At 72.8% G+C, this 18,410-nt stretch carries 19 protein-coding genes; 8 read left to right on the top strand and 11 right to left on the bottom strand.

Translation table 11 applies throughout. From position 1 onward, the window contains the following. Positions 1 to 47 precede the first annotated feature (47 nt). The 3 genes from ACIBI5_RS34895 to ACIBI5_RS34885 are packed head-to-tail and all read left to right on the top strand — an operon-like array spanning position 48 to position 6,048. Positions 48 to 1,601 carry a hypothetical protein gene (locus ACIBI5_RS34895; protein ID WP_397252978.1) on the top strand — a complete coding sequence of 518 codons (1,554 nt, stop codon included), beginning with the start codon at positions 48 to 50 and terminating at the stop codon, positions 1,599 to 1,601. An 18-nt stretch (positions 1,602 to 1,619) separates the two neighbouring features. Beyond that, complete coding sequence (locus tag ACIBI5_RS34890; RefSeq protein WP_397252977.1) at positions 1,620 to 2,951, top strand: serine hydrolase domain-containing protein; 1,332 nt, start codon at positions 1,620 to 1,622, stop codon at positions 2,949 to 2,951. Positions 2,952 to 2,955: 4 nt separating this feature from the next. Next, positions 2,956 to 6,048 (top strand): BTAD domain-containing putative transcriptional regulator, encoded by a 3,093-nt coding sequence (locus tag ACIBI5_RS34885; protein WP_397252976.1) that lies wholly within the window; start codon positions 2,956 to 2,958, stop codon positions 6,046 to 6,048. Between the two features lie 3 nt (positions 6,049 to 6,051). Here ACIBI5_RS34885 and argG read toward each other — a convergent pair whose 3' ends face one another. After that, positions 6,052 to 7,500 carry an argininosuccinate synthase gene (gene argG, locus ACIBI5_RS34880; protein ID WP_397252975.1) on the bottom strand — a complete coding sequence of 483 codons (1,449 nt, stop codon included), beginning with the start codon at positions 7,498 to 7,500 and terminating at the stop codon, positions 6,052 to 6,054. Positions 7,501 to 7,627: 127 nt separating this feature from the next. On the opposite strand from argG, the gene ACIBI5_RS34875 reads away from it, so the two are divergent. Further along, complete coding sequence (locus ACIBI5_RS34875) at positions 7,628 to 7,924, top strand: YciI family protein (RefSeq protein WP_397252974.1); 297 nt, start codon at positions 7,628 to 7,630, stop codon at positions 7,922 to 7,924. Between the two features lie 45 nt (positions 7,925 to 7,969). Here the strand turns inward: ACIBI5_RS34875 and ACIBI5_RS34870 are convergent, their stop codons facing one another. The 4 genes from ACIBI5_RS34870 to ACIBI5_RS34855 form a co-directional block, all read right to left on the bottom strand. Beyond that, a complete protein-coding gene (locus tag ACIBI5_RS34870; protein WP_397252973.1) occupies positions 7,970 to 8,188 on the bottom strand; it encodes a hypothetical protein in 219 nt (72 codons plus the stop codon). Positions 8,189 to 8,236: 48 nt separating this feature from the next. Further along, complete coding sequence (locus ACIBI5_RS34865; RefSeq protein ID WP_397252972.1) at positions 8,237 to 9,142, bottom strand: BTAD domain-containing putative transcriptional regulator; 906 nt, start codon at positions 9,140 to 9,142, stop codon at positions 8,237 to 8,239. Between the two features lie 61 nt (positions 9,143 to 9,203). Next, positions 9,204 to 9,824: a DNA-binding response regulator gene (locus ACIBI5_RS34860; protein ID WP_397252971.1), complete on the bottom strand. Its 621-nt coding sequence runs from the start codon at positions 9,822 to 9,824 to the stop codon at positions 9,204 to 9,206. Then, positions 9,821 to 10,990, bottom strand: coding sequence for a sensor histidine kinase (locus ACIBI5_RS34855; RefSeq protein WP_397252970.1), 1,170 nt, complete (start codon positions 10,988 to 10,990; stop codon positions 9,821 to 9,823). The genes ACIBI5_RS34860 and ACIBI5_RS34855 overlap by 4 nt, the downstream gene beginning before the upstream one ends. Before the next feature lie 120 nt (positions 10,991 to 11,110). Here ACIBI5_RS34855 and ACIBI5_RS34850 point away from each other — a divergent pair, with 120 nt between their 5' ends. Further along, positions 11,111 to 12,037 (top strand): ABC transporter ATP-binding protein, encoded by a 927-nt coding sequence (locus ACIBI5_RS34850; RefSeq protein WP_397252969.1) that lies wholly within the window; start codon positions 11,111 to 11,113, stop codon positions 12,035 to 12,037. Beyond that, entirely contained in the window at positions 12,034 to 12,762 is a 729-nt protein-coding gene (locus ACIBI5_RS34845) for an ABC transporter permease (protein WP_397252968.1), read from the top strand. Before ACIBI5_RS34850 ends, ACIBI5_RS34845 begins: the two co-directional genes overlap by 4 nt. Before the next feature lie 25 nt (positions 12,763 to 12,787). Here the strand turns inward: ACIBI5_RS34845 and ACIBI5_RS34840 are convergent, their stop codons facing one another. From ACIBI5_RS34840 to ACIBI5_RS34825, 4 genes are all read right to left on the bottom strand, one after another. Next, on the bottom strand, positions 12,788 to 13,933 hold the full coding sequence (locus ACIBI5_RS34840; protein WP_397252967.1) for an RNA polymerase sigma factor: 1,146 nt from the start codon (positions 13,931 to 13,933) through the stop codon (positions 12,788 to 12,790). Then, positions 13,930 to 14,337: a YciI family protein gene (locus ACIBI5_RS34835; RefSeq protein WP_397252966.1), complete on the bottom strand. Its 408-nt coding sequence runs from the start codon at positions 14,335 to 14,337 to the stop codon at positions 13,930 to 13,932. The genes ACIBI5_RS34840 and ACIBI5_RS34835 overlap by 4 nt, the downstream gene beginning before the upstream one ends. A 105-nt stretch (positions 14,338 to 14,442) precedes the next feature. Then, positions 14,443 to 14,943: a pyridoxamine 5'-phosphate oxidase family protein gene (locus ACIBI5_RS34830; RefSeq protein ID WP_397252965.1), complete on the bottom strand. Its 501-nt coding sequence runs from the start codon at positions 14,941 to 14,943 to the stop codon at positions 14,443 to 14,445. Positions 14,944 to 14,993: 50 nt separating this feature from the next. Continuing rightward, on the bottom strand, positions 14,994 to 15,419 hold the full coding sequence (locus ACIBI5_RS34825; protein WP_397253263.1) for a VOC family protein: 426 nt from the start codon (positions 15,417 to 15,419) through the stop codon (positions 14,994 to 14,996). 299 nt (positions 15,420 to 15,718) lie between these two features. Here ACIBI5_RS34825 and ACIBI5_RS34820 point away from each other — a divergent pair, with 299 nt between their 5' ends. Together ACIBI5_RS34820 and ACIBI5_RS34815 are read left to right on the top strand one after the other, a co-directional pair. Next, positions 15,719 to 16,390, top strand: coding sequence for a GntR family transcriptional regulator (locus tag ACIBI5_RS34820; protein WP_397252964.1), 672 nt, complete (start codon positions 15,719 to 15,721; stop codon positions 16,388 to 16,390). Positions 16,391 to 16,394: 4 nt separating this feature from the next. Beyond that, positions 16,395 to 16,862, top strand: a complete 468-nt coding sequence (locus ACIBI5_RS34815; RefSeq protein ID WP_397252963.1) for an OsmC family protein — start codon at positions 16,395 to 16,397, stop codon at positions 16,860 to 16,862. Here ACIBI5_RS34815 and ACIBI5_RS34810 read toward each other — a convergent pair. After that, the gene (locus tag ACIBI5_RS34810) at positions 16,834 to 18,084 is read right to left on the bottom strand and encodes an RNA polymerase sigma factor (RefSeq protein WP_397252962.1); all 1,251 of its coding nucleotides are present in this window, start codon (positions 18,082 to 18,084) and stop codon (positions 16,834 to 16,836) included. The genes ACIBI5_RS34815 and ACIBI5_RS34810 overlap by 29 nt on opposite strands. Then, positions 18,075 to 18,407: a YciI family protein gene (locus ACIBI5_RS34805; protein WP_397252961.1), complete on the bottom strand. Its 333-nt coding sequence runs from the start codon at positions 18,405 to 18,407 to the stop codon at positions 18,075 to 18,077. The genes ACIBI5_RS34810 and ACIBI5_RS34805 overlap by 10 nt, the downstream gene beginning before the upstream one ends. Between the last annotated feature and the right edge of the window lie 3 nt (positions 18,408 to 18,410).

Here is an 18,410-nt window from a genome sequence, read left to right as displayed (position 1 = left end):
GGTATGAACACCTCGGGGAGATTTCTCATCTTCGACGGGGAGAGTCCATGAGCGATGAGGTTCGCGTCATCATCGAGGCCGTTGCGCGCCCCGGCCTGTCGGCTGAGCGTGTCCGCCAGATCGTGGCCGAGCATCCCGAGATCCTGGCCGAGCTGGAGGTGGCCGAACCCGGCCGCCTGCTCGTCAGCGGCGCCGAGGCCCTCGGCCACGACCCGGGAGACGACGCGCCCTTCCGCGCCACCGTCTTCGACCCGGTCGGCAACCGCGGCCTGGAGCTCAGCGGCACCCTCGACCGGCTCGGCCACACCGAGGTCACGCCCACCGCCGCCCGCCCCGAGCCCAGCAGGGAAGAACTCGCCGCGGCCGCCGCCGTCCTGCGCGCCCACCCGGCCTTCCCCGCGGGCGAGGACGTCGTGGTCTACCGCCCCATGCCGCCCCTGGCCGACCTGGACAACCCCGACGGCACCACCACCCGCCGCCCCGCCCTCGGCCTCTACACCCCGAGCGACCCCACCGGCCTTCGCCACCGCATCGTCGCCGTCGACGTCCACGCCCGCACCGTCGACTGGACCCCGGCCGGCATCAACGTGCGGATGCACCACGACTGCGAGGACACCGTCCCGGAGGAGGTCGGCGCGCTCGCCGACCGCGGCGGCCCCGACCAGGTGCGGGTGCGCGTGGTGCGCGGCGAGAGCGAGCTGTGGAACCTCATCGTCGTACGGCCGCGCGCCTCCTCACCCCAGGACGGAGCCGGATCCGGCGTCGAACTGCGCAACGTCCGCTACAAGGGCCGCCTGCTGCTGCGCCAGGCCCACCTGCCCATCCTCAACGTCGAGTACGAGGAGGGCACGACCTTCCGCGACGGAGTCAGCTTCGAGACCCGCTTCTCGGCCACCGGCAGCGACCCGGTCGGCTGGGGCTGGCGCCTGTGCACCGCCGCGCCGCGCACCATCATCGAGCGTCCCTCCACCGACGCCGGCAACTTCCAGGGCGTCGCCTTCCACCACGACGGCGAGCAGTTGCGCATCGTCAGCGAACTGGCCGCCGGCTGGTACCGCTACGCCTCCGACTGGCGCCTGGGCGACGACGGCGCCATCAGGCCCCGTTTCGGCTTCGCCGCCACCCGCAACCCGATGACCTGCAAGGTCCACCGCCACCACGCGTACTGGCGCTTCGACTTCGACCTCGACGGCGCCGAGAACGACGTCGTCGAGCAGATCAACGACAGCGGCTCGATCATCCCCGAACCGGTGCCGATCATCCGCGAGACCTCCCGCAAGCGCCGCCACCCCGCCCTGTACTGGCAGGTGCGCGACAAGTCCTCCGGCCGCGGCCTGCAACTGCACCCCGGCCCCTTCGACGGCACCGCCGACGCCTTCGGCATCTCCGACCTGTGGTTCCTGCGCCACCACCCGGGCGAGCTCTACGACGGCGACCCCGACCCCCGCAACCGCGCCATGCTCAACCGCTTCGTCAACGGCGAATCCATCAACGGCGCCAACCTCGTCATCTGGTACGCCGGCCACTACTACCACGACCAGGCCCACCCGCAGCCGCACCAAGGGGAGCTGATCGGCCCCGAACTGATCCCCATCCCCTGACGGATACCCTGGTCTGCCATGAGTCAGGTTGAGGAGACGACGGCGCGGGCCCTGCTGCGCAGGCTCGCCGTCGAGCAGAGTGAGTGCCGGGTCCCGTCGCTCGCGGCGGCGATCGTCCGCGACGGAGAGATGGCCTGGTTCGGCGCCCGCGGGCAGGTCGAGGGCGCCGCGCCGACGGCCGACACCCAGTACCGGCTCGGCTCGATCACCAAGAGCATGGTCGCCGCCCTGGTCATGCGGCTGCGTGACGAGGGCGTGCTGAGCCTGCTCGACCCGATCGGCGGGCACGTGCCGGGCACGCCGTTCGACGAGGTGACGATCGCCCAGTTGCTCTCGCACACCGGCGGCCTGACGGCCGAACCGCCGACCGCGTGGTGGGAGCGCACACCCGGCCTCACCGCCGAGGACCTGTTCGCCCGGATCGGCCCGGCCGAGGCCAAGCACCGCCCCGGCCGCACCTTCCACTACTCCAACGTCGGCTACGCGCTGCTCGGCCGGCTGATCGCCAAGCACCGCGGCATGACCTGGTACGAGGCGCTGCGCCGGGAGGTGCTGGAGCCGCTCGGCATGACCCGCACCACCCTGCGCCCGGCGGCCCCGCACGCCACCGGCTTCGCCGTCCACCCGTGGGCCGACGTGCTGCTGGAGGAGCCCGAGCACGACCACGGAGCGATGGGGCCCGCCGGCCAGCTGTGGTCCACCGCCGCGGACCTGGCCAGGTGGGCGGCGTTCCTGGGCGGCCGGAGCGACGGCGTGCTGTCGCGGGAGACGCTGGCCGAGATGGCCGAGACCGCCGTGGTGGCCGACGGCGACGCGTGGGTGGCCGGGTTCGGGCTCGGCCTGCAACTGGCCCGGATCGACGGCCGCCGCCTGAGCGGGCACGGCGGCTCCATGCCCGGCTTCCTGGCCGGCGTGTGGGCCGACGCGAACGCGGGCACCGGCGTGCTGTTCCTGGCCAACACCACCTCCGGCGTGCGCTACCAGCTGCTCAACGAGCTGCTGGCCATCCTCGACGAGCACGAGCCGCGCCTGCCCGAGGAGTGGCGGCCGGTCGCCACCGACCCCGCGCTGCTGGCGGTGACCGGGCTGTGGCACTGGGGCCCGACCCCTTTCCACCTGCGGGTGCTGCCCGACGGCAAGCTGTCGCTGAACGCCGTCGCCAACTCCAGCCGCGGCTCGCGCTTCGTCCCCCAGCCCGACGGCACCTGGCTCGGCCTCGACGGCTACTACGCCGGCGAGACCCTGCGGGTGGAGGCCGGCCACCTCGACCTCAACACCTTCATCCTGACGCGCGAGCCGTACGAGCAGGGGCCGCCGATCCCGGGCGGCGCCGGCGAGTGGCACGCTTGACCGGGTGCGCATAGCGATCCTCGGCCCGCTCGCGGCCGGGTCCGCCACCATCGGCGGGCCCCGGCTGCGATGGCTGCTGGTCCGCCTGGCCCTGGCCGGCGGCCGTGCCGTCACGCTCGAAGAGCTCACCGACGCCCTGTGGCCGGGCGCCGTTCCCGCCGATCCGGCCAACGCCGTGCAGTCGCTCGTCTCCCGCCTGCGCCGCGCGCTGCCGTCGCCGTCGGCGCTGGAGTCGGTCCCCGGTGGTTACCGTCTGACGGCCGTGACCGACGCCGCCGAGTTCGAGCAGCTGGTACGGCGGGCCGCCGCCACCCCCGACCCCGCCGCGTCCGCGACCCTGCTGCGCCGGGCCCTGGGCTTGTGGCGCGGACCGGCGCTCGCGGACGTCACCGCCGCGCCCTTCGCCACCGGCCACGCCGCCCGCCTGGAGGAATCGCGCCTGTCGGCACTCGAAGACCTCGCCGAAGCCGACCTCACCCTCCTCACCCGGGGAGACGACCTCGCCGAAGCCGATCGTCACGGGGCGGCGGGGCTGGTGGCGCGCCTCAGCGAGCTCACCGTCCGGCACCCCCTGCGCGAACGCCTGCACGCCCTTCACATCCGCGCCCTGCACGCCGAGGGCCGCACCGCCGAGGCCCTGGCCGCCTACGAACACCTGCGCCGCGCACTGGCCGGCGAGCTGGGCGCCGACCCCGGCCCCGATCTGCGGGCCCTGCACCTGGACCTGCTGCGCGCCGCCCCGCCCCCACCCCCGCGCACCAACCTGCGCACCCCGCTGACCAGCTTCGTCGGCCGCACCACCGAGATCGACCGCATCCTCGGTCAGCTGCGCGGCCACCGCCTGGTCACCCTCGTCGGGCCGGGCGGCGCGGGCAAGACCCGCCTGGCCGCCACGGTCGCCGCCCTCGTCCTCGACCCGGACGCCACGACCGCGGACGACGTACGCGAGAGGGTGTGGCTGGTGGAGCTGGCCGCGGTCAGCGATCCGGGCGACGTGGCGCAGGCCGTGCAGGGCGTGCTGGGCGCGATGCCACCCCGGCGGCCGCCGGGCGACACCATGGGACGGCTGGCCGAGGCGCTGTCCGGCGGCCCCGTGCTGCTCGTGCTGGACAACTGCGAGCACCTCGTCGACGCCGCCGCCCGGCTGGCCGGCGACCTGCTCGGCCGCTGCCCCGAGCTGACCGTCCTGGCCACGAGCCGGGAGCCGCTGGGCATCGCCGGCGAGGCGCTCTCCCCGGTCGGGCCACTGCCGCTCGACCTGGCGGTGCGGCTGTTCGAGGAGCGGGCGGCCGCGGCGGACCCGTCGTTCGAGCCCGGACCACAGGTGACCGAGATCTGCCGCCGCCTCGACGGGCTGCCGCTGGCCATCGAGCTGGCCGCGGCCCGGCTGCGCTCGCTGACCCTGAGCCAGGTGGCCGAGCGGCTCGACGACCGCTTCGCGCTGCTGACCGGCGGCAGCCGTACCTCGTTGCCCAGGCACCAGACGCTGCGCGCGGTCGTGGCGTGGAGCTGGGACCTCGCCGAGGACGGCGAGCGGGCGCTGGCCGAGCGGCTGTCGGTGTTCGCCGGCACGTTCGACGCCGGTGCGGCGGGCTGCGTTGGCGCCTCGCTGGACGCCCTGGCCGCCCTGGTGGACAAGTCGTTGCTGCAGCAGGCGCCGGGCGGGCGCTACCGGATGCTGGAGACGATCAGGGAGTTCGCCCTGGAGCGCCTGGCCACCGGCGGTGGTGCGGAGGCGGCTCGGGACGCGCACGCCGCGTACTTCCTGCGCCTGGCCGAGACCGCGGAGCCGCACCTGCGCGGCGGCGGCCAGCGCGAGTGGATCAACCGGCTGATCGGCGAGCACGACAACCTGCTCGCCGCGCTGCACCACGCCGCCGCCCGCGACGACGCCGACACCGCGGTACGGCTGGCCGCGGCCCTGGGCCAGTTCTGGATGACGTGGGGCAACAACAGCGATTCGGTCGGCTGGCTGAAGACGGCGCTGGCGGTGCCCGGTCCGGCGCCGGTGCGAGCCCGTGCCATCGCCACGGCCGTCTTCCTGACCAACAGCGCGTTCGGCGGCGCGCCGAACAGCCCCGGCGCGGCCGTGGAGGGCGTCCAGGAGCTGATCGACGCGATCGACCCCGGCGACGACCACCCGCTGCTGGCGCTGATCGAGCCGGCGCTCGGCCTGTTCACCGACGACGACGCGCTCGGGCTGGCGGCGGTGGAGCGCAATCTGGACCACCCCGACCCGTGGACCCGGGCGGTCCTGCGCATGGCCAGGGGCGCGCTGCTGGAGAACCGCGGCGACTCCCTCGGCATGCGCGCCGACCTGCTGGTGGCCGAGGCCGAACTGGCGGCGCTCGGCGAGCACTGGGCACGTTCACAGGCGCTGACGATTCTGGCGGGCTCGCACGTGCTGCTGGGTGACTTCGATCGGGCGGTGACGGCGCTGGAGACCGCGATCGAGCTGATCCGCGCCCTCGATTCGGCCAACACCACCGGCCACCAGCGGGTCTGGCTGGCCGGCGCCCGCATCCTGCAGGGCGACGCCGCGCGCGGACGGGCCGAGCTGGAGGCGCTGGCGGCCGAGCCGCCGCGCGGCTGGAACACCAGCAGCGTGGCCTTCGCCCAGCTGGAGCTCGGCGACCTGGCCAGACGCGAGGGCGACCTGACCGAGGCGGCCCGCCGGTACGCGATCTCCTCGCGCACGATCGAGCGGCTGCCGGTGGTCGCACCGCAGTTCCACGCGCTGATCCTGGCGCAGCGGGCCCACCTGTCGGCGGCGCTCGGCGACGTCGACGACGCCGCCCGGCGGGTGCGTGGCGCGGTCGAGCAGGCGCTGTCGGTCAAGGACATGCCGGTGCTGGCCACGATCGGGGTGGCCGCGGCCGCGCTGTGGGCGGCCAGGGGCGAGCCCGCCCGCGCGGCGCGCGTGCTGGGCGCCACCGAGCAGCTGCGCGGCCTGCCCGCCGCCCACCATCCCGACGTGATCGCGCTGACGGCGCGGCTGCGGGCGGAGCTGGGCGAGGCCGCCTTCGGCAAGGAGTACGCCGACGGGAGCGGCCTCACCCGCGAACAAGCCGTCAGCCAGGTGCGCGACCTCGACTGACCGTCAGTCGGTGCCGACCTCCATGGCGGCGTTGTCGAGCAGCTCGTCGGCGTCGGGGCCCTCGGGGCGGGCGGCGATCACGTCGGCGCCGCCCTCGGGCATCGCGCCGATCAGCCCGCTGGCCGCCGTCTGCGTGGCGCCGATCAGCGTCGGATGCGCGCTGCCGACCATGCCGAGCCTGGCGTACTGCTCCAGCTTGGCGCGCGAGTCGGCGATGTCGAGGTTGCGCATGGTCAGCTGGCCGATCCGGTCGACCGGGCCGAAGGCGGGCTCCTCGACGCGTTCCATCGACAGCTTGTCCGGGTGGTAGCTGAAGGCCGGGCCCGCGGTGTTGAGGACGGTGTAGTCCTCGCCGCGCCGCAGCCGCAGCGTGACCTCGCCGGTGATGGCGGTGCCCACCCAGCGCTGCAGCGCCTCGCGCAGCATCAGCGCCTGCGGGTCCAGCCAGCGGCCCTCATACAGCAGCCGGCCCAGCCGGCGGCCGTCGTTGTGGTAGGCGGCGAGGGTGTCCTCGTTGTGGATCGCGTTGACCAGCCGCTCGTAGGCCGCGTGCAGCAGCGCCATGCCGGGCGCCTCGTAGATGCCGCGGCTCTTGGCCTCGATGACCCGGTTCTCGATCTGGTCCGACATGCCCAGGCCGTGCCGGCCGCCGATGGTGTTGGCCTCCAGCACCAGGTCGACCGAGGAGGCGAACTCCTTGCCGTTGATGGACACCGGCCGGCCCTGCTGGAAGCCGATCGTCACCTCCTCGGCGGCGATCTCGACGGCGGCGTCCCAGAAGCGCACGCCCATGATCGGGTCAACGATCTCGATGCCGGTGTCGAGGTGTTCGAGCGACTTCGCCTCGTGGGTGGCGCCCCAGATGTTGGCGTCCGTGGAGTACGCCTTCTCCGTGCTGTCGCGGTACGGCAGCGCGTGCGCGACCAGCCACTCCGACATCTCCTTGCGGCCGCCGAGCTCGTGCACGAAGTCGGCGTCCAGCCAGGGCTTGTAGATGCGCAGGGAGGGGTTGGCGAGCAGGCCGTACCGGTAGAACCGCTCGATGTCGTTGCCCTTGAAGGTGGAGCCGTCGCCCCAGATCTGCACGCCGTCCTCGAGCATGGCGCGCACCAGCAGCGTGCCGGTGACGGCCCGGCCGAGCGGGGTGGTGTTGAAGTACGTGCGCCCGCCGGAGCGGATGTGGAACGCGCCGCACGCGAGCGCCGCGAGCCCTTCCTCGACGAGCGTCTCGCGGCAGTCGACCAGGCGGGCGATCTCGGCGCCGTAGGCGGTGGCGCGGCCGGGGACCGACGCGATGTCGGGCTCGTCGGCCTGGCCGACGTCAGCGGTGTACGTGCATGGGATTGCACCCTTGTCGCGCATCCACGCGACCGCTACTGAGGTGTCGAGGCCGCCTGAAAAGGCGATCCCGACTCTTTCGCCGACTGGCAGGGAGGTGAGAACCTTGGACACGAGCAAAAATATATACACACCACTGCATGTCCATGCAAGCCTTTCCAGTCTCTGAGACGGGCGATGTCGAAAAAGTCCCCGGGGTTTCGACTTCTGGACGAAGCCGGTGATCCGAGGGGAGCCCTTGATGAAGTACCTGATCCTGATCTACAGCGGCCCGGAAGGCGCGGAACGGCCGGACCTGGCGGACGAGGTGACCGAGCCCGGCGAGCTGGTCGCGGGCGGGGTGCTGGCCGATCCGGTGAACACCGTGACCGTGCGCGTGGCGCGCGGGGCCGCGCTGGAGGAGCAGTTGTCCGGCTACCTGGTGGTCGACTGCGACTCGGGGCACCGGGCCGCCGAGATCGCCGCCCGGGTGCCCGGCGCCCGCACCTCCACCGTGGAGGTGCGCCCGATCATGGACCTGTCCGGCCAGGAGATGTGACCGGGCCCGTGTCACGAAGCCACCCGCTCGCGCCGAAGGCGTCGATCACGCGGGCCACCAGCCGGAGACGTCCACGCCGGAGTCGTGCAGCGTCCGGCGGATGAAGTCCTCGATGTCGGCCACGGTCCGCAGGTGGCGGCCCTCCCCCGTACGCAGGTCCTGGACCCAGGCCACCAGCCGGGGGGCGGCGCCGGGGACCTCGCGGGCCTCCACGAACACGCGGAGCAGGAACGCGTGTGTGCCTTGTCCGAGGCTTCCCTCCACCGCCGGCCACCCTTCAGGCGACATGCCTTTTCCTCTTGGGCAGGGCCGTCACCCGGCCGGGTGCGGGGTGAGCGCGCGCAGTTCGTCGGCGGCGCGTCCCAGCACGTCGGCGAGGCCACGCAGTTCGGCTTCCGCGCGTTCGAGCTGCCCCAGCAGCCGCAGCGCGTGCTCCTGCCCCGGTATCCAGGCGGCGGGCGCGCCCGCGGCGATGCGGGCCGCGGCGGCCGTCGTCTCCGGCAGGGGGTCCACGCCCAGCTCGTCGGAGAGCAGCCGCCTGCAGATCTCGTACTGGCCCAGCGCCTGCGCGCGGCGGCCCGCCTCGGCGTGCATCTCGATCATGGCGCGGTGCACGTCCTCGCGCAGCGGCTCGGTGTCGAGGATGGCCTGGCCGAACGTGAGCGCCGTGTCGAGATCGCCGCTGCCCCGGTACCAGGTGAGGAGCCTGGCCAGGGCCCGCAGGTACAGCTCGCGCAGCCGTTCGCGCTCCAGGACGACCCAGTCGTCGTCGGCGCCTTCGAGCAGGTCGCCGACGTACAGGCCGACCGCGCCCTTCAGCCGCTCGGCGTCGGCCCCCGACACCCGCCCCGGCCCGAGCGCGGGGGTGACCGCGGCCTCGAACCTGGCGACGTCCACGCGGGCGTCGCTGCGGCCGTTGAACGACATCGCCCCCGTCGGCTCGACCAGCAGGTACGTGCCCCGCGCCACGTGGGCGGGCTCGATCACCCTGCGCAGCCGCCAGAGCGCGGTGTTCAGCCGCCGCCTGGCCTCGGCCGTGGACAGCTCACCCCAGAACGCCGCGGCCACCACGTCACGCGGCTGAGGTCGCTCCCGCCGGAGCACCAGGTAGGCGAGCAGGCTGGCCGCGACCGGCTGTAGCCGCAGGCGGCCGCCTTTCGCGGTGCCTTCTCCCCGGTCGACCGAACGATGGTGTCCCAACAGCTTGATCTCCAGCATTCCTGACCCCCGTCCCTCACCTACCCGGAGGGCGAGCACGTCCCGCTGATACATCCCGCGGCTAGATCCATCCCTGTTCCCAGGCCCTCCGGGCCGCCGCGTGCCTGCTGGAAACGCCGATCTTGCCCATGGCCGACGAGAGGTAGTTCCGGACCGTTCCCGGCGCCAGGTGTACCTGTCCCGCTATCCAGTCGATGGAGTGGCCGGAGCGGGCCGCCCGCAGTACCTCGAGCTCGCGGGCGGTCAGGGGGCAGTCGTTCTCGGTCAGGGCGGAGGCGGCGATCTCCGGGTCCACGTAGCGCCGGCCCGCGTGGACCTCGCGGATGATCTCGGCCAGGCGTTCCGCCGGGGTGGTTTTGGGGACGAACGCCTTCACCCCGGCGGCCAGGGCGCGTCGCAGCACTCCGGGCCGGGCGTGCCGGGTGACCAGGACGATCCGGGTGGCCGGCTCGCCGTCGGTCGCCGGCTCGCGCAGGATGCGTTCGGCGGCGACCAGTCCGTCGGCCGGGGGCATCTCCAGGTCCAGCACCGCGATGTGGGGCCTGCTGAGCGCGGCGGCGGTCACGGCGCCGGTGCTGGTGTCCGCCTCGGCGACCACGGACAGGTCGGGTTCGAGGCCGAGCAGCGCCACCAGCGCGCCGCGGATGAGGGCCTCGTCGTCGGCGACGAGCACGCGGATCATGCGGCGGCCAGCGTCGCGGTCACGGTGAAGCGATCGCCGGTGTTTTTCCAGCTCAGCCGTCCACCGACCTGCTCCAGCCGCTCAGCCAGCACCCGCAGCCCGCTGCCCGCCTCTCCCGGCGCCTGCCGGGCGGCGTCGCCGGAAAGTCCGTGGGGGCGGTCGACGCCGTCGTTGGTGACGGTCAGGAAGGTCGTGCCGTCCGAGGTGGTCAGCGACAGGCGTACGGCCGACGCCGTCGAGTGGCGCAGGATGTTGGTCGTGGCCTCGCGGACCACCAGGCCGAGCAGCGGCTCCGCCGTACCGGCGACCGTCGCGGTGACGTGCGTCTCGGCGAGGACGCCGGCGGCGGTGAGCACCTTGCCGGCGTTGGCGAGTTCGGTGCGGAGCGAAACCCGCCGATACCCGCCCACCACGGCCTTGGTGTCGGCGAGCGCGTCGTGCGCGAGCTGACGGACCTCCCGCATGAGCGCGGTCGCCTCTCCGGTACGGCTGGGCCCCAGCCGCGCGGCCAGTTCGCTCTTGAGCGCGATGACCTGCAGATGATGTCCCTGAATGTCGTGAAGGTCGGCGGCGAAACGGACCCGTTCCTCGGCCACGGCCAGCTCACCGGCCACGGACCGGGCCGATTCCAGCCGCCTGGCCACCTCGTAGGTCCAGGTCTGCGCCACCACGACGAGACAGATCGCGGGCGGCAGGATCAGGGCGGGCAGGACGAAGGAGAAGAAGTCTCCCCGCGGCGCGCCCGCCGCGGCGGCCACCGCGGCCACCGCCACCAGGGCGAGAACGGTGGCCGGAAGCCGCCGCCCCTCCCGCGCCCGCAGCCCGGCGCCCGAGCACACGAGTCCGGCGATCCCGCCCGCGGCCAGCAGGTCGTTGGTGCTCGCCCACCCGGCGGCGGCGCCGACACCGGCCAGCGCCATGACGCCCGCCACGCCGGTCGCCATCCGCTCCCCAGAGGTGACGGCGGCGCCGAGGACCGCACGTACGAGCAGCAGCCCCGCCAGCCCGGCCACCGCCCCGCCACCGGCGGCTAGCGCGAACGTCAGCGGTCCCCACCCATGGGACACGCCCAGCATCACCACGGCGAACACCCACAGGAGCGGCACCCCGCTGACCAACGTGACCTGGGTGAACCACCGTAGACCGGTCAGTGATGGAGCACTCATGTCTCGTATTGTGCCTGGTAGGCGGCATGACATGTGTCACGAAAAATCAGGACATCCGGTTGTGGTCACGTGGTCGTCCGGCACTACACGCACCGGCCGCGCCCGGCCGACGCTGAGGTCATGCGAACACCAACCACCGGGGACGACACCCTCGCCGTGGACGTCCGGGGGCTCCGGGTCGTCTACGGCGGCTTCACCGCCGTCGACGGCATAGACCTCCAGGTACGCCAGGGCGAACTCCTGGCGCTCCTCGGCACCAACGGAGCGGGCAAGACCAGCACCCTGGAGACGCTGGGCGGCCACCGCCGGCCGAGCGCCGGGGAGGTGCGGGTGCTCGGAAAGGACCCCTACCGCGAGCGCCGTCACCTGGCCGGAGAGGTGTCGGCGATGCTCCAGCAGGCCGGTCTGGCCGACGAGCTGACCGTCACCGAGACCCTGCGCATGTGGCAAAAGCTGCATGCGGGACGTTCCGGCCCCGCCGATCCGCTGGCGGTCGTGGACCTGGACCGCCACAGGGACATCCAGGTCAAACGCCTGTCGGGCGGCGAGCGGCGGCGGCTGGACCTGGCGCTGGCCATCTCGACCGGCCCGTCGCTGCTGTTCCTCGACGAGCCCACCACCGGCCTGGACCCCGCTTCACGCGAACGCGCCTGGAACGTCCTGCGCGATCTGCTCGACGAGGGCCGCAGCATCCTGCTCACCACCCACTACCTGGAGGAGGCCGAAGCCTTGGCCGACCGCGTCGCGATCATGAGCGGAGGCACGGTGGTCGTGTCGGGCACCCAGGCCGAGGTGATCGCCGGCTACCCCGCCCGCATCCGCTGCGTGCTGCCGGGCGGAGCCGGGCGGGAACTGCCCCGGCTGACGGGCCGGCCGACCGTCCTGGGCGACGAGCTGAACGTGCTCACACACGAACCGCAGGCCGACCTCGACCGGCTGCTCGACTGGGCGCGGCGCCAACGTGTGGCACTCGGTCGCCTGCGCGTCACCGAGGCCTCCCTGGCCGAGGTCTTCGCGGCGATCAGCAGCCAGGAGGAGACACGATGAGGGCGCCCTGGCTGGTCATCGCGGCCACAGAACTGCGGCTCATTCTGCGCAACAAGCTCGTGGCCGCCATCGCGCTGCTGGTCCCGCTGGCGTTCGGGGCCGTGTTCGCGTTCGGGGGGTCCGACGGCGACATGCCGCCGCCGGTGCGGGCGATGGTGCAGATCGCGACGTTGCTGGCATTCACCGTGTACTGCACGGCGACAACCACCCTGACGGCCAGGCGGCAAGGGCTCTACCTGAAGCGCCTGCGAACCTCGAGGGCGTCCACGATGAGCATCGTGACGGGGCTGGCGGCGCCGCTGTTCGTGGTGGTGATCGTGCAGGCCGGGTTGCTGACGGGAGTCTCCGGCGTCTATCGCGGGCAGTGGCCGGAACGCCCGTGGACCTTGGTCCTCGCCCTGGTGATCGGCTCCGTGACCTGTGCGGCGGTGGCGTTCCTGACGGCGGCCTTCACCTCGTCTCCTGAGATGGCCCAGGTCACGACGATGCCGTTCATGCTGTCGTTGATCGGCAGCACGATCTGGGTCATCGACCGGCCGTCCGGCCAGGTCGACTGGATCGGGCTGGCCATCCCGGGGGGCGCGTTGGCGCACCTGACGCGGGCCGCGTGGGGCGAGTCGCACCTGGTGGCTGAAGTGCTGCCCGCGGCGGCGGTCGCCCTCGTCACGGCCGCGGTCTCGATCGGGCTGGCCGTGCGGTTGTTTCGCTGGGAACCGCGCGCCTGAAAAGAGAATGCCCGGCGCCCGCCGTTCAACCGCGCAGTCGCGCGTTGAGGCGGGCGGCCTGTCGCGTGAGGTGCTCGCGTTCGGGGAGGCTGGGCGCCGACCGGGCGGCATCGGCGTAGAGCCGCGCCGCGGTCGCCGCGTCACCGTCACGCTCGTGCAGGTACGCCAGGACGGCGGTATGGCGGGGCAGCGCCGGGTCGAGCCCGGCCAGGGCGGCCAGGCCGGCCCGCGGGCCGTCGGCCTCGCCGACCGCGACGGCCCGGTTGAGGCGGGCCACCGGGCTGTCGGTGAGACGCACCAGTTCGTCGTACCACTCGACGATCTGCACCCAGTCGGTCTCCCCCGCCGTCCGGGCGTCGGCGTGCAACGCGGCGATGGCGGCCTGAGCCTGGAACTCGCCCAGGCGGTCGCGGGCGAGGGCCGCCTGCAGGATGTCGACGCCCTCGGCGATCAGGCGGGTGTCCCACAGGCAGCGGTCCTGCTCGGCGAGCGGCACGAGCCGGCCACCGGCGCCGGTCCGTGCCGGGCGCCGGGCGTGGTGCAGCAGCATGAGCGCGAGCAGGCCCGCGACCTCCTCGTGGTGGGTCCTGGCCGCGAGCTGGCGGGTGAGCCGGATCGCCTCGGCGGCGAGGTCGACGTCGCCGGAGTAGCCCTCGTTGAAGACCAGGTAGAGCACGCGCAGCACGGTGGCGACGTCACCGGGCTGGTTGAACCGGACCTCGGAGACGGTCCGTTTGGCCCTGCTGATGCGCTGGGCCATGGTCGCCTCCGGCACGAGGTAGGCCCGCGCGATCTGACGTGTGGTCAGGCCGCCGACCGCGCGCAGCGTGAGCGCCACCGCCGAAGCGGGTGTCAGGGACGGGTGCGCGCACAGGAAGTACAGCTGGAGCGTGTCGTCCACCGCCTCGCCCTGGCCGGGCGCGGGCTCGGCGTCCACGCGTACCTCGCGGTGCCGCCGTGAGGTGTCCGCGCGGGCGGCGTCGAGGAACTTGCGCCAGGCCACGGTGACCAGCCAGCCCTTGGGGTCTCGCGGCGGGTCGTCCTGCCACACGCGCACGGCCTCGGCCAGGGCGTCCTGCACGGCGTCCTCGGCCGCCGCGAAGTCGGCTCCGCGACGGACGAGGACACCGATCACCGCGGGCACCAGTTCCCGCAGCAGCGACTCGTTCACTCGGTTACCACGCACGGCTCGCCGTAGAACGGGCGCACCTCGAGCCACTCGTGGATCGGCTTGCCGCCCGCGCCCGGAGCCGCGGACAGCTCGCCGGCCAGTTCGAGCGCCCGCTCGTAGCTCTCGACGTCGATCACCATCCAGCCGGCGATCAGGTCCTTGGTCTCGGCGAACGGTCCGTCAGTGACCGGCGGCCGCCCCTCACCGTCGTAGCGGACGAACGTGCCCTCCGGCGAGAGCGCCTGCTCGCCGACGAACTCGCCGGTGCTCTCCAGCCGCGCGGCGAAGTCACGCATGTACTGCACGTGGGCCGAAACCTCCTCCGGCGTCCACTGCTCCATCGGCACGTCGTTGACCGATGCCGGCGCGCCCCGGTAGTGCTTGAGCAGCAGGTACTTGGCCATCGTGTTTCTCCTTGGTGTGTTCTGGGCCCATTGTGGCCGTGTTCGCTCCGGGGACGGAGCCGCGGGCGGGTTCTCGACACCGTCTTGGCGGACTTTCTCCGACGTTCACGCGCGCTGGCGCGCCTCCCGCTGCCGGATCAGTTCCTCGACCGGGCTCGGCAGCGTCGTCTCGAAGTCGATCAGTTTCGCCCAGGTCGGGGTCACGACGATCCGGACCATGCCGTCGTGGTAGAGCGAACGCACCTCCGCCTCCCACACGACCCGCTGCTCGGGCGTCATCTCGTAGGTGCTGGTCGTCTGGAGGTACTCGTCCGGGATGCCGTCGACGTAGTCCAGCTCCGCCCGGCCCCGGATGAGCAAGATCTTGGGCGGGTGCACCTCGGTGTCGATCGTCAGCGCGACCATCGGGTTCTCGCTCAGGGCCCGGAGCTTCAGGGCGTTCTTCGGCGTGCACATGACGATCTGCGAGCCGTTCCAGGCGAAGATGATCGGGATGTTACGCGGTGTGCCGTCCTGGGCGACGTAGGCCAGGCGGGTCATGTCGCGAGCCAGGAGCTCCTGGCTGATCGGCCGGTTCAGCACCTCGGTGATCTCGTTCGGTCGCATGGTCGTTTCCTCCGGTCGTGGTTCTCGGGATGTGCCGGTACGCCGGGCCGTCAGCCGAGTTCCTCGGCCAGTGCGACGACGATGCCCTCGGGGCCGCGGAGGTAGCAGAGCCGGTAGCTGTCCTCGTACCGGGACACCTCGCCGACGAGTTCGGCGCCGTGGGTGCGCAGGCGGGCGAGGACGTCGTCGATGTCGTCGACCGCGAACATGATGCGGCGAATGCCCAGCGTGTTCGCCGGAGCCTCCTGCGGCACCCCGCCGATCGCCTCCGGCGTGTGGTATTTCGCCAGCTCGATCCGCCCATGGCCGTCCGGGGTCCGCATCATCGCGATGTCGACCCGCTGGTCGTCGAGCCCGACGAGCCGCGCCGCCCACGGGCCCTCGATGAGCGCCTTGCCCTCCAGCTCCATGCCGAGTTCCGTGAAGAACGCGATCACCACGTCGAGGTCGTCGACGACGATGCCGATGTTGTCCATCCGCTTGAGCGTCATGGTGGTTCTCCTTCGTCACGCGGCCCCGGTCGTGGCCACTGATGTACCTGGGACGAAGCCACCGCCACATTCTCGACACCCGGAACGCGACGAATTCTTCGCGACCCGTCACGCACTCACCCCGCCGAACAAGACCCGCGCACGCCACCTCGTCCACCGCGGCCCGGAAGCCACGTGCGCGGGACTACGGGCAGCCGCGCTCTACCTGGCCCGCCGTCGAAGGCAGGCCCGGCGACATCCAGGTTTGTATGCAATGTATGCTGTGCATGCAATCAGGAGGTGGCATGCAGACAGAGTCCGTGTATCGGCGGCTGCGCGAGCGGATCGTGACCGGCGGGTACACAGCTGGCGAACGGCTCACCGAGTTGTCCGTCAGCGCCGCGCTGGAAGTCAGCCGCACCCCGGTGCGGGAGGCGTTGCGGCGGTTGGAAGGCGACGGTCTGGTTCGCAGCGCCGGGCGGGGTGTGATCGTGGCGGCGCTCAGCGGCGAGGCGCTGGCCCATGCCTACGCCGTCCGGGCTTCGCTGGAGGCGCTCACCGCCGAGACCGCGGCAGCACGGCAGCGGGCCGGGCGGATCGCCCCCGCCGACCTGGCCGACCTCGGCCGCGACAACACGCTGCTGGCCGAGGTCACCAGGGCGGGCGACTACGACCAGGCGATGCTGCTCAACCGCCGCTTCCACCGGCGGGTCGCCGAGCTCGCGGCCAACCCGATCGCGCTGGAGATGCTCGACCGGCTCTGGGACCAGATCGTCGTCTCCACGCGTGCCTCCCTCACTCCCCCGCAGCGCCCCGACGCCGTCGTGGCCGAGCACCGGCTGCTGGTCCGCGCGATCGCGGACGGCGAAGCCGAACGCGCCGGCCGGATCGCCGCCGGGCACGCCCGTGCCACCGCGCTGGCCGTACCCGATGTCGATGCGGCGAACAACGGCACAACCGTCGAGAAAGGATCGTGACCCCATGGCCAGGACGCACCAGTACGAGGTTCAGGTGACGTGGACCGGCAACACCGGCACCGGCACCAGCGGCTACCGCGACTACAAGCGGAACCATGACGTCTCCGCACCGGGCAAGGACGTGATCGCGGGGTCCTCCGACCCGGCCTTCCGCGGCGACCCGGCCCGGTGGAACCCGGAGGAGCTGCAGGTGGCGGCGGTGTCGCAGTGTCACATGCTCTGGTTCCTGCACCTGTGCTCGGCCGAGGGGATCGTGGTGACCGGCTACACCGACCGTCCTCAGGGCACCATGGTCGAGTCGCCCGACGGCGGCGGCCGGTTCGAGGAGGTCGTGCTGCGGCCTGAGGCGACCCTGGCCGACCCCGCCACGGCCGCACGCGCGCTGGAGCTCCACGAGCGCGCCCACCAGATGTGCTTCATCGCCAACTCGGTCAACTTCAAGATCAGCCACGCTCCGGTCTTCCCGGCCTGAGACCTTCGGTCTCCTCCAGCCGCCCCCGCAGGTAGGCGCGGTCGGCGTCGGTCGGGGCCAGATCCAGCGCTTCACGGTACGCCAGCGCCGCCCGCCCGTACGAGCCCTGCCTGCGCAGCAGGTCGGCCCGCGTGGCCGGGAGCAGGTGGTAGCCGGCGAGCTCGCCCGCGGCGGCGAGCTCCTCGACCAGGACGAGCCCGGCCTCGGGGCCGTCGGCCATCGCGACGGCGACCGCGCGGTTGAGCCGGACGACGGGTGCGGGCACCAGCTCCAGCAGGTCATCGTAAAGCCGGACGATCTCCGGCCAGTCGGTCGCCTCGACGCTCGGGGCCGTCGCGTGGCGGGCCGCGATCGCCGCCTGGAGCTGGTACGGGCCGGGGGTGCCGGGCAGCAGCCGAAGCCCCTCCGTGATCTTGGATCTGTCCCAGAGCGATCGATCCTGGCGTTCCAGCGTGACCAGGACGCCCGCCTCGTCGACCCGGGTCGCCCGCCGCGCGTCGTGCAGCAGCATCAGCGCGAGCAGGCTTCGCGCCTCCGGCTCGGGCAGCAGCCGTACGAGCAGGCGGGCCAGCCGGATCGCCTCGGCGCCGAGGTCCTGCCGGACGAGACGGGCGCCGGCGCTGGCCGCGTACCCCTCGTTGAACAGCAGGTAGAGCACCGCGAGCACGGCCCGCAGGCGGCCGGGCAGCAGATGCGCGGGCGGGACCCGGTAGGGGATGCCCGCTTCGCGGATCTTCTTCTTCGCCCTGGTCAGCCGCTGGTACATGGTCGGCTCCGCCACCAGGAACGCCCGCGCGATCTCCGCCGTCGTCAGCCCGGCCAGCGTCCGCAGCGTCAGCGCGACCCGCGCGTCGAACGGCAGCGCCGGATGGCAGCAGGTGAAGATCAGCCGGAGCCGGTCGTCGGGCACCTCGTCCGGCTCCCCCGGCTGCTCGGCGGCGCGGGCCAGCACGGCGGCCTGGCGCAGCTTGGCGGTGCCGACGGCTTCGCGCCGGAGCAGGTCCATGGCCCGGTTACGCGCCGTCGTGGTGAGCCAAGCGCCCGGGTTGTCGGGAATTCCGTCGTGCCGCCACCGATCGAGGGCCGTCGTGAACGCGTCGGCGGCGCAGTCCTCGGCCAGGTCCCAGTCACCGGTCACCCGGATCAGTGTCGCGACGACCTGTCCCCACTCCGCGGCGAACGCCTCGGCCACCGCCGACCCGGCCGCATCGGTCACTCCCACACCGGCCGCACCTCGATGGTGCCGAACGCGGCGAACGGGTGTCCCGCCGCGATCTCGATCGCCTCGTCCAGATGCTCGCACTCGACCACGAGGAACCCGCCGATCAGGTCCTTGGTCTCCGCGTACGGGCCGTCCGAGATCAGCGTCTCACCGTCGCGCACCCGCACCTTCGTGGTGGCCGCCGGCCGCAGGCGGTTGCCGCCCCGGTAGACCCCGCGGGCCTCGAGGTCGGCGAACCAGGCCTCGTGCTCCGGCCACGCATGGATCTCCTGGGGCGATTCCGAGTGTTCCTCACCGTGCCAGATGACCAGTGCGTACTTCATCTA

The organism is Nonomuraea sp. NPDC050540 (assembly GCF_044457485.1).
Taxonomy (GTDB): domain Bacteria; phylum Actinomycetota; class Actinomycetes; order Streptosporangiales; family Streptosporangiaceae; genus Nonomuraea.
Note: the sequence above shows the minus strand (reverse complement) of the source record. Positions and strands in the feature narration are given on the sequence as shown.

Excerpts from the sequence above, each read along its gene's own strand:
- ACIBI5_RS34865 (WP_397252972.1), bottom strand. The coding sequence starts at position 9,142 with ATGCTGGAGATCAAGCTGTTGGGACACCATCGTTCGGTCGACCGGGGA.
- ACIBI5_RS34805 (WP_397252961.1), bottom strand. The coding sequence starts at position 18,407 with ATGAAGTACGCACTGGTCATCTGGCACGGTGAGGAACACTCGGAATCG.
- ACIBI5_RS34890 (WP_397252977.1), top strand. The coding sequence starts at position 1,620 with ATGAGTCAGGTTGAGGAGACGACGGCGCGGGCCCTGCTGCGCAGGCTC.
- ACIBI5_RS34815 (WP_397252963.1), top strand. The coding sequence starts at position 16,395 with ATGGCCAGGACGCACCAGTACGAGGTTCAGGTGACGTGGACCGGCAAC.
- ACIBI5_RS34830 (WP_397252965.1), bottom strand. The coding sequence starts at position 14,943 with ATGCGACCGAACGAGATCACCGAGGTGCTGAACCGGCCGATCAGCCAG.
- ACIBI5_RS34845 (WP_397252968.1), top strand. The coding sequence starts at position 12,034 with ATGAGGGCGCCCTGGCTGGTCATCGCGGCCACAGAACTGCGGCTCATT.
- ACIBI5_RS34850 (WP_397252969.1), top strand. The coding sequence starts at position 11,111 with ATGCGAACACCAACCACCGGGGACGACACCCTCGCCGTGGACGTCCGG.
- ACIBI5_RS34860 (WP_397252971.1), bottom strand. The coding sequence starts at position 9,824 with ATGATCCGCGTGCTCGTCGCCGACGACGAGGCCCTCATCCGCGGCGCG.
- ACIBI5_RS34895 (WP_397252978.1), top strand. The coding sequence starts at position 48 with ATGAGCGATGAGGTTCGCGTCATCATCGAGGCCGTTGCGCGCCCCGGC.
- ACIBI5_RS34835 (WP_397252966.1), bottom strand. The coding sequence starts at position 14,337 with ATGGCCAAGTACCTGCTGCTCAAGCACTACCGGGGCGCGCCGGCATCG.
- ACIBI5_RS34875 (WP_397252974.1), top strand. The coding sequence starts at position 7,628 with ATGAAGTACCTGATCCTGATCTACAGCGGCCCGGAAGGCGCGGAACGG.
- ACIBI5_RS34820 (WP_397252964.1), top strand. The coding sequence starts at position 15,719 with ATGCAGACAGAGTCCGTGTATCGGCGGCTGCGCGAGCGGATCGTGACC.
- ACIBI5_RS34825 (WP_397253263.1), bottom strand. The coding sequence starts at position 15,419 with ATGGACAACATCGGCATCGTCGTCGACGACCTCGACGTGGTGATCGCG.
- ACIBI5_RS34855 (WP_397252970.1), bottom strand. The coding sequence starts at position 10,990 with ATGAGTGCTCCATCACTGACCGGTCTACGGTGGTTCACCCAGGTCACG.